This window comes from Methylosinus sp. H3A (genome assembly GCF_015709455.1).
Classification (GTDB): Bacteria; Pseudomonadota; Alphaproteobacteria; order Rhizobiales; family Beijerinckiaceae; genus Methylosinus.
This window is the reverse complement of record NZ_JADNQW010000001.1, coordinates 1-13,027: the sequence shown is the minus strand read 5'-3', so window position 1 is coordinate 13,027 and position 13,027 is coordinate 1. Positions and strand designations below refer to the sequence as shown.

Annotated in this window: 10 protein-coding genes and 1 pseudogene; 7 read left to right on the top strand and 4 right to left on the bottom strand. The window is 58.7% G+C overall.

Going from position 1 to position 13,027, the window contains the following annotated elements:
- Nucleotides 1–33: 33 nt before the first annotated feature.
- From IY145_RS25165 to IY145_RS00035, 3 genes and pseudogenes are all read left to right on the top strand, one after another.
- Nucleotides 34–1,237: pseudogene (locus IY145_RS25165) on the top strand (IS256 family transposase).
- 287 nt (nt 1,238–1,524) lie between these two features.
- Complete coding sequence (locus IY145_RS00040; RefSeq protein ID WP_196406390.1) at nt 1,525–2,889, top strand: TIGR03808 family TAT-translocated repetitive protein; 1,365 nt, start codon at nt 1,525–1,527, stop codon at nt 2,887–2,889.
- 229 nt (nt 2,890–3,118) lie between these two features.
- Nucleotides 3,119–4,771, top strand: a complete 1,653-nt coding sequence (locus tag IY145_RS00035) for a glycoside hydrolase family 16 protein (protein WP_196406389.1) — start codon at nt 3,119–3,121, stop codon at nt 4,769–4,771.
- Between the two features lie 89 nt (nt 4,772–4,860).
- On the opposite strand, the gene IY145_RS00030 is transcribed toward IY145_RS00035, so the two are convergent.
- Together IY145_RS00030 and IY145_RS26410 are read right to left on the bottom strand one after the other, a co-directional pair.
- Nucleotides 4,861–5,853: a glycosyltransferase family 2 protein gene (locus IY145_RS00030; RefSeq protein ID WP_196406388.1), complete on the bottom strand. Its 993-nt coding sequence runs from the start codon at nt 5,851–5,853 to the stop codon at nt 4,861–4,863.
- Between the two features lie 491 nt (nt 5,854–6,344).
- Nucleotides 6,345–6,602, bottom strand: coding sequence for a glycosyltransferase (locus tag IY145_RS26410; protein WP_409455274.1), 258 nt, complete (start codon nt 6,600–6,602; stop codon nt 6,345–6,347).
- A 329-nt stretch (nt 6,603–6,931) separates the two neighbouring features.
- Between IY145_RS26410 and IY145_RS00025 the strand changes: the two genes are divergently transcribed.
- On the top strand, nt 6,932–8,107 hold the full coding sequence (locus tag IY145_RS00025) for an endo-1,4-beta-xylanase (RefSeq protein ID WP_312030520.1): 1,176 nt from the start codon (nt 6,932–6,934) through the stop codon (nt 8,105–8,107).
- Between the two features lie 93 nt (nt 8,108–8,200).
- Here the strand turns inward: IY145_RS00025 and IY145_RS26265 are convergent, their stop codons facing one another.
- Complete coding sequence (locus IY145_RS26265) at nt 8,201–8,386, bottom strand: hypothetical protein (RefSeq protein ID WP_312030519.1); 186 nt, start codon at nt 8,384–8,386, stop codon at nt 8,201–8,203.
- Between the two features lie 124 nt (nt 8,387–8,510).
- On the opposite strand from IY145_RS26265, the gene IY145_RS00020 reads away from it, so the two are divergent.
- Nucleotides 8,511–9,215, top strand: a complete 705-nt coding sequence (locus IY145_RS00020; protein ID WP_312030518.1) for a hypothetical protein — start codon at nt 8,511–8,513, stop codon at nt 9,213–9,215.
- Nucleotides 9,216–9,482: 267 nt separating this feature from the next.
- A complete protein-coding gene (locus IY145_RS00015; RefSeq protein ID WP_196406387.1) occupies nt 9,483–10,922 on the top strand; it encodes a lipopolysaccharide biosynthesis protein in 1,440 nt (479 codons plus the stop codon).
- Nucleotides 10,923–11,198: 276 nt separating this feature from the next.
- Here the strand turns inward: IY145_RS00015 and IY145_RS00010 are convergent, their stop codons facing one another.
- Nucleotides 11,199–12,233 (bottom strand): acyltransferase family protein, encoded by a 1,035-nt coding sequence (locus IY145_RS00010; protein ID WP_196406386.1) that lies wholly within the window; start codon nt 12,231–12,233, stop codon nt 11,199–11,201.
- A gap of 533 nt (nt 12,234–12,766) precedes the next feature.
- On the opposite strand from IY145_RS00010, the gene IY145_RS00005 reads away from it, so the two are divergent.
- A partial coding sequence (locus tag IY145_RS00005) for a recombinase family protein (RefSeq protein WP_312030521.1) occupies nt 12,767–13,027 on the top strand: 261 nt, incomplete at its 3' end.

The following is a 13,027-nucleotide window of genomic DNA, read 5'->3' as shown; positions in this document are numbered from 1 at the left end:
GTGGGGCCATAGTAGAACCGCAGGAGGCGGGCTATGGCGATCAAGAAGGGCACATTGGACCAATTGCTGTCGGGACGCGATCCGAAGGAGGTTTTTTTCCAAGGATGGCTTGTTCGATGAGCTGAAGAAGGCGCTGGCGGAACGGGTTCTGAACGCGGAGATGGACGACCATCTCGAGAGCGAAGCGGCGGCGGGCAAGGCGAACCACCGCAACGGCTATTCGAAGAAGACCGTGCTGACCGAGACGTCGAAGATCGACATCAGGGTCCCGCGGGACCGGGAGGGGAGCTTCGATCCCAAGCTGATCGCGCGCTATCAGCGCCGCTTTCCCGGCTTCGACGAGAAAATCGTGTCGATGTATGCGCGCGGCATGACGGTGCGCGAGATCCAGGGCCATTTGCTCGAGCTCTACGGCCTGGAAGTCTCGCCCGATCTGATCTCGACAGTCACCGACGCCGTGCTGGAGACCGTCGCCGAATGGCAGAACCGGCCGCTCGAGGCGATGTATCCCTTGGTTTTCTTCGACGCGCTGCGCGTCAAAATCCGCGACGAAGGCCTGGTCCGCAACAAGGCCGTCTATGTGGCGCTCGGCGTCACGCCGGACGGAACGAAGGACATTCTGGGGCTTTGGATCGAGACCTCGGAGGGCGCCAAATTCTGGCTTCGGGTGATGAACGAGCTGAAGAACCGCGGCGTCGGCGACATACTGATCGCCGTGGTCGACGGCCTGAAGGGCTTTCCGGAGGCGATCAATGCGGTGTTTCCGCAGACGACCGTGCAGACCTGCATCGTGCATCTCATTCGAAACTCGATGGAATTCGCCTCATACAAGGACCGCAAGGCGATCGCCGCCGCGCTGAAGACGATCTATCGCGCCCCGACCGCCGAGGCGGCCAAAGAGGCGTTGGAGGCCTTCGACGGCGGCCATTGGGGCAAGAAATATCCGTCGATCGCGCAGGGCTGGCGGCGCAATTGGGAGCAGGTCATCCCGTTTTTCGCCTTTCCGATCGCGGTACGGCGGATCATCTACACGACGAACGCCATAGAATCCTTGAACGCGAAGCTGCGGCGCGCCGTGCGGACGAGAGGGCATTTTCCGACTGACGATGCGGCGATGAAGCTCCTCTATCTCGTCTTGCGCCAAGTCGCCGGGGAGTGGAAAATGGCGCCGCGCGAATGGTGCGAGGCGAAAAATCAATTCGCCATCATGTTCGACGATCGCTTCGTCGCGGCGTGATGGAAACCCGGCCCCGCACACAAGATTCCTGACAGTCCCCATGCGGAGTTGGATTACGCGAGCCGCCAAAGCGCAGTCGGAGAGTCCTCGCGAAGACAGCGTATCGACGACATCGTCTTCGCATACGACCCGCTACTGAGGGGACTGGAAATATCGATGATTCCCCATTAAGCTTCGTCGTGACTATGCACCCCTGCTGTCGCAATCGCGCGTTTAAGTGCAGTTAAATGGATTATAGCTGCGCGATTTATAAGTAATTTCATCTGCCTACCTTGGAGATTTGGACTGTGGCTCTCTACACGAAAGTTTCCGACACCGCCGTCGTCCTTCAGAATGCGTCATCGTCTCCAGGCACCGGATGGTCCACTGTCGCCAATGTTCAATCCGCTTTTGACCAAGCTCGGAGCGGAGGCCTTCCATTGTTCATCAAGCCAGGCGTCTATACGACAACCGAAATTCTCGTGAACTCGAGCACTGGTGGGGGACAAACACTGTCCGTCTATGCAATTCCGGGCACGGTCGTGTTGCAGCTCACGTCCGGCAACAATATTTTGACTATTAACGGTATATATTGCTGCAAGATTGACGGCATCAATTTCAACGGAAGTAACGTCAATTTCACGAATTTAAGCGATTCATCGGCGCTTCTTTCTGTCACCAATGCGCCGTATTGTGAAATAATCAATAACCAGTTCTATAATTCGGTGGCGTGTGGTGTGTATGTTTCTGGATCTGCTTGCACGATACGAGATAATCTCGTCTATCAATGCAGCTACGGCATTTGGGCAGTAGACGCCACTTCGCGTATCAATGGAAATACAGTCCAGAATTGTGCCAATAACGGCATATTGATTTGGACATCGACCGTCACTGGCAATGGCAGCATTGTATCCGAGAATAATATCAATGGCATTCAAAGCGGAAGTGGCACGGGTCAAAATGGGAATGGCATTCTCGTCTTCCGGGCGGTCGCTGTCACAATAACGGCAAACACCATCAGCGGGTGCCAATATTCTGCGATCCGATGCAATGGCGGCGGAGATTTCGTTATTCAAGGCAATAACTGCTATGGCTCTCGGGAGATGGCGATATTCATCGAAGCGCCAACCGCGGGAATCGACCTGAACGGCGCTGTCGTCTCGGGGAACATTATCGACACGGCGGGCAATGGAATTGCGGTCGCCAATTCTGGAACCGGCGGTCAAGGCGCCGCAAAGAGCGTCGCCATCACGGGCAACCGTGTGACTAACATCATCCATCAGACGATCAATGATCCAGGATATGTTCCGACTGTCAGCATCGCCTTCGGCATTTATGCGGAAGGCGCCGCCGTCATTTCGGGCAACCTCGTTGACGGAGCCGCAGGAATCGGGATCAACCCAGGCCATAATGCATCGACCCACGATCTTAATGTCAATGGCAATTTGGTTCTGAATAGTCCGATCGGCATCGGCTATAGCGCTCAAAGCGGGGCCGGGCAGATCGTCATTTCAAGCAACCAAATTCAGGGCGCCACGGGTGGCGCAATCGTTTCCGTCGTCTACGACGACAGCACTGGCACTGTCGCACGTGTGTCTGGAAGTACCGATTATGGCAACCAGTATGACGCCCAAATCGGCAATGTCTTCATGGGGAACAATAGATCATACTAGCCCCGAAAATTCAGTTGGGTTGGCGGAAGTGGCACATGGGTTTGAATCGGCGGAGAGTTCTGGCGGCCTACTCGCGTCGTCTTCGAGATCTCTTTCCGACCCGTCACAGCTTCCAGACGCTTCGCGTCCAAGGTCGGCGGCGGCGGCAACCTTGGACGCGAAGCGAAGATCATGCGTATCACGGCGCTTTATAGCAATTTTACGCCGTATTAGACCAATGAGGTTTGTTATGAAAGTTAGGCAGAACATCGCGTTATTGTTTACGATTATTTGTACTATTGCGAATTCGCCTGGGCAGGCGGAAGCAACCTATTCATTCTCTTCATTGACATATTCAGGGAACTTCCAGAGGGGCGGCCAACTGAGTGTCGTCGCCACTTTGACGGCGTCGGCCGCTATAAATACCGATTCGATCTGCGTTGTGTTCTCCGCCCCGGATCAATACAATTTCTGGGGTTGTCGCGACATCGCTCTCGGCGTTGGTGTCAACGCGATCAATCTCGACTTGAATATTCCAGGAGATGCAGAAATAACGAGTTACAGCGGATATATTTTTGTAAACAATACAAATCCATGGGGTGCTATCGCCCAGTCGCCGTCCTTGACCACATTGACGGTCGCCCAAGTGTCGCCAACAATATTGTTTTCATTTTCATCGATGAATTATTCTGGGGTCACGACTCCGGGCGGACAATTAAATGTCACGGCGACATTGTCCACGCCGACGGCGACGAACGCCAATTCAGTATGCATTGGATTCGTGGCTCCTGATCAATATAGTTTCGGGAACTGTCAGGTGGTCGCGCTCGATGCCGGCTCCAATACAGTCAATTTCACTATTGACATTCCGACTAACGCCGAACTGACGAATTATAAGGGATTTATCTCGGTCAATTACAATAATCCATGGACCGGGCTCGCTCAATCGCCTTTCCTCGCTTCGCTCGACGTCAGCGCCAATCCGTCGACAAGTCCGCCGGTTCTCACCGGAAATGGCGCGGTTCTGCTTTGGGAGCAGGATTTCAGTGTCACGCCGCTCACATTGAGGACCGCGTCGAACGCCACGGCGGGCGCATGGATGCCGAACGACATGACTTGGCAGTCGCCGACGCAAGGTTATGTCGATTTCGCCGCTTCGCCATGCGCGGCCGCGGATGTCGCTTCAGGAATCTGCAGCCGGCCTGGCGGAACTTTCGACATTAACCCGAATGATCCGACGATGCTCGGAGTGTCCCCTTTTTCGCAGGCGAACGGCTATTTGACGATTTCCGCGAGACCAACGCCGAGCAACCTCGTGTCAGCCATCCAGGCGGAGATGACGGCGCAAGGCGTGGGCGGCCCGGTTCCGTCATTCATTGGCGGCCATCTGGAGGCCAATCCGGCAGTCTTCCCTGGTTTTACTTACGGCTATTTCGAGTTTCGTGCGGCCTTTCCGAACGCTGGGCCCGGAATGTTTCCGGCGCTATGGTTCTATTCAACTCCCGGGGCAAACCCCAACATGCCGCACGCGGAAATTGATCTGCTTGAATTCTTCGGGCATTCCTCCTCCTTTTATACAACGATCTATTCCGGCGGACAAAACGACAACGCGGGAACCACGGTCGGGCAGCACATCGGTCTGATCGACGGGCAGTTTCATACCTATGGCCTGGACTGGACGGCGCAGCATATAGATTTTTATCTCGACCAACAGTTGATCTATTCGGCTCCTGCTTCTCTCGTGAACGCCTATCAGGGAGTGTCGCTGACGCCTCTCATGAACTATGTCATGGACGCCAGTTGGATGGAGTCAAATATTAACTTGCGACCCGATGCGACGACGCCAGATCCTCTCATTATGAATGTCAATTACGTGCGGCTCTATAGCGTCAAGCCGTTTTGACCGCGTCGACGGCACGCATTGCCGGGATGCGATATCGTTCGACGAATGGCAGAACCAAGGTGACGCCATCTTGTGCGTGCGCGGCGACGTCACATCGACGGGTGGGCGGTAAGTCTCTCGGCGTCGAGTTCGGTCTGCTTGGCTTGCTTATAGGGGCTGGGTGAAAAGCCGAACGCCGCGAGATTGCGTCCCGTGGCGACGCAGATCGGATGCAATGTCGGCAATAGGCAGCGCGTTCGCTGAAACATCGAGACAGCGCGCAACGCCGAGAGCGGGAGCGTCAAGAAATTCTTGATGAAGATCAGTGAGCGACCGAGACGGCTCGGATGGCGCTTGCAGTCGATCTGATAGTTGATTGCGCCAATGGCGAGGCCGCGGCGCAAGATCCAGCGGGCCTTCATGCGCTGCGCTGGAACGCTCTCAGTCACGATCGCATCGTTGCTCCAATAGGTGGTGAATCCCTTCAGGCGGCATCGCTTGAAGAAATCCATGTCGCCGCCGCCGAGAAAATTGAATCGGAGGTCGAAGTAAGGGGCCTCGAAGGATTCGAACACATGGCGTCGGAGCAGACAATTTCCTGAGCCGAGAAGCGAGGGAATGAAACGGGAGAAAGACAGGCCGGGATCGAACACCGGATGAAGCGTGGCCGCGCGATCGGGAGCGGTCTCGAACGAACGAACGACCGGCCCGCCGACGATGTCAGCGCCGCTCTGTCGCGCCCCACCGACCATCTCCAGAAGCCATAATGGGCTCGCGATCTCGTCATCGTCGATCATGAGAATGAATTCGGCGCTCGGGAAACTATCGAGAGCGGTCTCGAAGGCGCGATTGATCGCCCTGCAATTTCCCCGTTGTGGCTCGACGACACACACTCCTCGAAGCGCCCCCGATTTCAAAAAGGCGTCTGCGACGACCTTGCCCTCGCGACGTTCGCTGTCGTTTTCGACGACCACGACCGCGAAATTCACGCCCTCGGCTTGATGAGCGAGCGAGGCAAGCGTCTTTTCGAGATGCGTCGGGCGACGAAATGTTGGAACGCAGACGACTGCTGCGACATTCGATTCGGTCTGAGAACCCGACACTTTCTATTCTCCTGTGTGCCCGTCGAAGGCAAGCGGGCCTCCGATGGGGACGCGCTCTAAATTCCTGCTGCGGCTCCGACCAGTCGAAGCACGACGTTCGGCGCGTGCGACGGAAGCGCCATAATCGCTTGTGTTGCTTGGCGAACTGCTCGCAGATAGGCTCCGGAGCGGAATGTCTGGCAAGCGAGATAGGTGCGCAGATGCGCTTCTGATCTGCGGCGCAGACGCTCCAGTCGATGGGAGTTGAAGCGTCCGCAGATCAGCGGGTCTGCGAAAACCCGCTCCAATGCCGTCTCATATCGGCGATAGTCAATAGATGAGTCCATCATCGTGCCGCAACGGTGAACGCGATAATCGAGCACATGGGCGTTCGGCCGCCAGACGATCCGACCGGTTGCCGCCAATCGGCAGAAGGCGTGCCAATCTTCGCAGTGGCGGAGCGTCTCGTCGAAGCCACCGATACTGGTGAAAGATGTCGATGCGGATCAGCATCACGCCGCCGTTGACCAGAAAGTTTCCAGCGAGAATCCGTCCGAGGACGTCTCCGCTGGGTTTGCGCTTGCCGCGGATGAATCGTCGGCGCCCGATGAACGCTCCGTTCTCGTCGATCGATCGTAGTCGCCGTAGACCGCGACGCCATCGTCATCGACGCCGGCAAGCAATTCGGACACCGCGCCCGAGCGCAAGCGATCGTCGGCATCGAGGAAAACGACCCAGGATGCGGCGGCGTGCGAGCAGCCTCTCGACACCACTTTCGTCGAGACCCGAGTTACGTGCGGCGGAAACACCTTGCCGAGTATTCTCGATCAAAACGGCGCGGATCGCTCATGGCGCGGACGATCGACCGTACAGTCGGAGGAGCCGTCATCGACCACGACGATCAGCCCGACCTCGGCTTGGACACAGGCGCTCTCGACCGCTTCTGCGATGAAGCGCGCCGTTCTTGACTGGAATGACTACGCTGACGCTCATTCACATCACCTTCCGAACTCGATCCAGCTGAAACACGAACCGTATCAAAAAGAACCTCTTCGACCGGATGCCGATCGAAAACAGCAAAGACTAGGCCAATTTTGGCGTGGTGCTGGCGTCTGAGTTGGACGAAGGGCGCTTTGGCGCGGTCTTCTCCGTTCGGCTTCTGCTGGATCGAATTTTGCTGCAATGGTCATCCGAAGCCACGTTTTTCTCAAAGAGAGATTTCTTCTTCATGAAGTGGAACAGGCGCGACGTCCTGACCTCCAGCCTCGGCGCCGCCGCATTGGCGATGACGCCCGCAGCCGCGAGTGCGGCGACCTCGTCATGGAAAGCGCAGCGGCGGGTGCCATATGGTGCGGCGCTCGGACTGGCCGATCTCAAGTCCGATCCGCGCTTAGGGGTGGCTCTCGCAGAGCAATGCAGCTTGATCGTGCCCGTCGACGAGTTGAAATGGAGCAGGTTGCGGCCAAACGCTTCGACCTTTGCTTTTGATGGAGCCGATTCGCTGCTGTCGTTCGCGCAGCGAAACGGGCTTTCCATGCGCGGCCACACGCTTGTCTGGTATGCTTCGATGCCGGAGTGGACGAAGACGATCGATACGCCGGCGAAAGCGGAGCGCGCGCTCGTCGAGCATATCGAAACGGTCGTTTCCCGTTACCGTGGGCGCATTCGTTCGTGGGACGTGGTGAACGAAGCGATTCCGGACGTCGCGCGCCGTCCGACGGATCGTCGCCCGTCACTCTGGCTCGATCTGCTCGGCGATCGTCACTTTGCGCTTGCGTTTCGGACTGCGGCGGCTGCCGATCCGCAGGCGCAGCTGGTGCTCAACGAATATGACGTTGAATTCGGCGACGAGCATTTTCCGGCGAAGCGGGCGGCGTTCCGGAATCTCGTCTTCCGTCTCTTGGACGCCGGCGCGCCGCTCCATGCAGTGGGCCTGCAATGCCACCTGCGCGGTGCGAAGGCGATCGATCGCGATGGTCTTGGGCGCTTCGTCGGCGAGCTCCATGCAGCGGGAGTAAAGGTGCTGATCACGGAGCTCGATGTGGTCGACAAGGAGCTGCCGCCGTCACCGCTCGAACGTGACCAGATCATCGCCCGCCAAGTCGGCGATCTTCTTTCCACGGTAACCACGGCCGGCCCGCTCGACGCCCTGCTCACCTGGGCATTTCGGATCGCTATAGCTGGATTCCATATATGTTCCCGCGCCGCGACGGTCTGCCGAACCGGCCGCTCCCGCTCGATCGCGACTTCGGCCGCAAGCCGTTCATGCAGATGATCGACCGCTTCACCGGCAGAACGGCGTAGCCGCGCGCGTGACGATCCGATCTGACGAAAATCATTCTTGAAAAGGTCTGTCATGACTGTTCGATCAGCTCTGCAAATCAATATGCATCCGCTCGATGCTCGCCATGTGGCGCACACGCTCGGACACGAGCTCGAGGTCTGGGGCCGTCAGGTCGAGCGCGTCACACTGACCATCGACACGAAGCGCAGTCTCACAGGCCGTTACCGTGGCGCGAGCTATGACGAGAATCGCAAGCAGCTTTTCGATCATATCGAGACATTCGCGGCGCGTTTTTCCAATCTCGAAATCGTGGAGGTCGACTATTCTCCCGAGGCGCGCGAGGCCGTACGGCGGCGCTATTTTGATTCCAGCGCGGACGTCCCGGAAAAAGCTTATGATGGCGGGCCGCTACACGCCTATTTCTACGGCCTGCTCCGCGCGGACCGATTATATCCTGCATATGGACAGCGACATGCTGTTTGGTGGGGGAAGCCAGGCCTGGCTCGACGAAGCCATCGGCTGGTTCGAGCAGACGCCCGATGCGCTATTCGCCAGTCCATTGCCCGGACCGCCGACGGTCGACGGCGCGCTCGCCGATCTGCATCGCTATTTTCCCGGAAGCGACGCGCTGCCGAGACCGACGCGCCTTGCCGCCGATTACCTCGCCTATGGTTTCCATAGCGTGAGCACGCGCATTTTCGTTCTCGACCAGCGACGCTTCGATGCGCGCGTCGGCGCGCTCGAGATCGTGCGGCCGAACGCGAAGCGTCGGCTTCGAGCGCGGATCTACCGCCAATCGCCACTGTCCCTGCCGGTTGAGGAGCTCTTTACCGCGGCCATGAGGCGCCACGGACTGCGCCGCATCGACTTTCTCGGATCGGGAAAGGGCATGTATTCACTGCATCCGCCCTATCGTTCAGAAACCTTCTATCGAGAGCTGCCGAACCTCATCGCCCGCATCGTCGCTGGCGATATTCCGGATGCTCAGAGGGGGGATTACGACGTCAATTCGAGCATGATCGATTGGAGCGACGCTCTCCGGGAGAAAACGAGAGCGCGGCGTCTCTATCGCGCGATCCGCGATCTGGTTCGCCCCTGAGGCCGCGGAGGAGTCGGTCGTGTCGTATCGGCACAGGCGAGGCCGTAACCGATCCGCTTTCGGCCGATCGCCGCTGATAGCGCGCGTTTTCTCCTCGATTCTGGTTTTGGCACGCCAGTTGCGCGGCTCGCGTAACCGAATACGAGATGTCTGCGGCTAGGATTCGTCGGCGTTTACGCGCGACTGACCGCCGGCTCGTCCGGCAGGAGCCCGGTTCACGCGACGAGGCGCTGGAAAAGCACATAATCTGGAGAGATCGAGCCGAAAATGCTGTTTCGCCATACCTCGCACTATCTGACTGCGAGCGCCGTCTCGGGGATCTTCGGCTTTCTGAGCGCCGTCGCCTTCACGCGCCTGCTCGATCCCGCCGAATATGGCGTCTATGTGGTCGGCGTCAGCGTCGGCGGCTTCGTTTCCGCAGTGCTGTTCACTTGGGTGCGCTATTCGGCCATGCGCTTTCAGTCCGAGGGGGATGGCGTCGACGTCCGCGCGACCTCGTTGGCCGCGTATGGTCTCTCGGCGGCCGTGGCGCCCGTGGCGGTCGCCGGCGTTGCCTATTTTTCCGGGCTGTCCCCGGCGCGCGCGGCCTGCGCGCTGGTGTTTTCGCTGGGCCTCAGCCTGTTCGAGCTCGGCCAGGAATTATTGAAGTCGCGGCTGCAGACGAGAGCCTATGTCCTCTCCTCGATATTGCGTTCGGTCGCAGCCTTCGGGCTCTGCCTCGTCGTGGCCGGGCTCGGCGGCGGCGGCGTTGGCCAGCTGGCGATGGCCGCCGCGGCCTATTTCGTGGCGATCGCCTACTCGACGCCAGCGATCTGGACGCGGCCGATCGCGCCGATCGATCTCTCGAAGCTGAAGACCTTCCTTCGTCTGGGAGCTCCGATCACGATTTCCGGCTTCGTCTTCACCTTCCACAGCTCGCTCGACCGGCTGTTCGTTGCATGGTCGCTAGGCGATAGCGCCGCGGGACTCTATGGCGCCTCGGCGGATCTCATCCGCCAGATCATCCTCATCCCCTCCAGCGCCGTCGCGGCGGCGGCCATCCCTCTCGCGGTGCGCGCGCTCTCCGAGGGAGACGAGGGCGCCGCGCGTCTTCACCTCGAGGAATCCGGGGAACTTCTGCTCGCTATCTTGCTGCCCGTGTCGATAGGCGCGGCGTTGACAAGCCCTCATCTCGCTTCGTTTCTACTCGGGCCGGCCTTTCGCGAGACTGCCGCGACGATCATGCCGATCCTGGCCTTCGCCTGGCTGTTCTCGTCGATCTCGAATTCGTACGTCCACATCAGCTTTCACCTCGCCAAGCGTCCGGAGCTGACGATCGCTCACGGGGCGGCGACGCTCGCGGTCAACATCTGCGCCCTTTGGCCGCTGACCGTGGTCTTCGGACTGCCCGGCGCGGCGATTTCTCTCGTGCTGGCGGAGGGCGTCGGATTATTCGTCGCCTTTGCGATGACGCGCTATGCGCATCCGATGCCGTTGCTCGTCGGCCCGCTGCTGCGGGTCATCTCCGCCAGTGCAATCATGACGCTAGCGGTGCTCGCGGTCGAGACATTGCTACCCGGTCGAAGCGGCGTGTCTTTCACTGTGCTGGCAGCGAGCGGGGCCATCGCCTATGGCATTGCCGCTCTGTGGCTCGACATAGCCGGAGCTAGGTCGCTCGCCCTGGGCGCGCTGAGCGGACAGCGCCTCAATCTGCTGCGGGCGAGATAGGCGGCACGAGCACCGATCCCCGCATAGGCGCTAAAATAAGCGAGCCATTTTCTGATATAGCTACGTCTTTGAGGCGGCCACGGAAATGTCGCGGCTGCGTTGGTGTGAAACGGCTGATTTTACGCGCGATTAAAATCGGCCGATCAATCGGGCCCACGCTCCGCCCCCTTTGCGGAACATGGCAAAAGAAGATCGATCGGTTCGCCGTTGGCGCCGAGCCAACGCGCATCTCCAACCATTTCTCCTTTGTTAACCGGGGCGCCGCGCCCCGACAAATTATGCCCCGCTCGCGCTGTTTGCACCAGAGTCGCGCAACCATCTTCGGACAGGCGCGTCATAGATTTTGTCGAGCAGCCAACAAGCCGCGATCAGAACGACGATGACGACGCAACCCGAATAGGGAGCCTTGGCGACGATGATATTTCCAAATCGAACGCTGATCGCCGCCGCGAGCCCCAGCACCGGCAGATGCAGGACATAGACCGCGTAGGAGGCTTCTCCCAGAACCAACGAAAGCTTTCTCCACGGTCCCCGCAGATCCACGCGCATAGACGCCCATACGATCGCCGGAAAGGCGAACAGGACCATGATCGCGTCAATTGCGCCGATCAACGAGACGGGCGACTCCAGAAAGAGAATGAGCGCGACAAAGCCAGTTACGGCGAGAAAGCCGAACTGATTGGCTGAGGACGGCAAGTCGGTCGAAGCGGCGTGCGTGTCTCTGTTCAACCTGAAGATAGCGACTCCGCAGAAAAATCCGAATGTCGCGCGCGCGAAGCCCACAATGAAATCGGCAGTCGATCCGTGAGGCCCATAATCGACGCTCCCGAAATAGAGGGAAGCGAGCGCCAAGATCGCGCCGGACGCCAGAATCACGGCGAACAGTATTTCCATTCTTTGGAGGCGTTCCCAAAGCAGCGCATAGCCGAAATTCACGACAAGCTCGAAAAGCAGCGACCAGATGGCGGCATTGAGCGGAAACAACGAGCCACTGGTCGCGGCGTTCGGAGAAGGAATGAAAGCTAGCGACAAGACGGCGGACGTCGCTACGCTCTGCAAATCGTGAAATCCGCTCTTGTTGTTTCCGAAATAGCTGGCGACTGCGCCCGACGCCGCAAGCAGAATTGCGACGATATAGAGCGGATAGAATCGGATCAGCCGAATTTTTACGAATTTGAATGCACTCAATCCTCTGACGAAAGGCCCAGCGTATGCGCTTTCTATGACGGCGCCGCTTATGACGAAGAACAAATCAACGGCCAGATAGCCGTGCGCCGCGAAATAGGGCTGGAAAAAATCCTTGAAATGCATCGTGGACGATCGAAACAGCGGCGACGCCGCGCAACGCGTCGAGAGCGTGAAACTTCTCTTTTCCCTCGGCGACTCCCGAGGTTACGCCTAATGCTTTGTCGAACATTCGTACCGATCTTAAAAACAACTCGTCAGTCGAGTCCAAGATAGCCGACGCGGCGAATTTTGAGAAGCGCTCGACCGCCGGACGGTAAATCCTGGCTAATTCTCCTTGTGAGGCGCGCGACCAGAAGCGAGTGCCATAACGAACGTCACTTCCGCGACCGCTACGCCAAGCCCGAGGAAACAAACAGCGATACACCGCCTTCCCCGCACACCCTAATGATTAAAGACTTTATTGCAGAAGTTAAGACTTTTGCAACACGCGCCGCGCCCTTGCTTTTCAAGGGCTTCCGATGTGCAAAAGTTTGTTGCAAAAGTTGAGCGCTTCCCTACCCTGTCCGCATGACGATTTTCGGATATGCCCGCGTCTCGACGGACGGCCAGAGCGTTGACGCTCAGGTGCGCAGCTCCGCGCCGCTGGTGCGGAAAAGATTTTCAAGGAGACGGCCAGCGGCGCGAAGACCGACCGTGCCCAGTTGCGCCGCGCCATCGCCTCGCTCGGCAACGGCGACGTGTTGCTTGTGACACGTCTCGACCGGCTGGCGCGATCGACGCGCGACCTACTCAACACGCTCGACACCGTGGCGATGGCCGGAGCCGGATTCCGCTCGCTCGCCGACGCATGGGCCGACACCACGACCCCGCACGGCAGATTGATGTTGACCGTTCTCGGAGGGCTTGCTGAATTCGAG

Coding starts and splice junctions, on each gene's coding strand:
- IY145_RS26265 (WP_312030519.1), bottom strand. CDS start 8,386: ATGATCGAAAAGCTGCTTGCGATTCTCGTCATAGCTCGCGCCACGGTA.
- IY145_RS00035 (WP_196406389.1), top strand. CDS start 3,119: ATGAAAGTTAGGCAGAACATCGCGTTATTGTTTACGATTATTTGTACT.
- IY145_RS00010 (WP_196406386.1), bottom strand. CDS start 12,233: ATGCATTTCAAGGATTTTTTCCAGCCCTATTTCGCGGCGCACGGCTAT.
- IY145_RS00015 (WP_196406387.1), top strand. CDS start 9,483: ATGCTGTTTCGCCATACCTCGCACTATCTGACTGCGAGCGCCGTCTCG.
- IY145_RS00020 (WP_312030518.1), top strand. CDS start 8,511: ATGATGGCGGGCCGCTACACGCCTATTTCTACGGCCTGCTCCGCGCGG.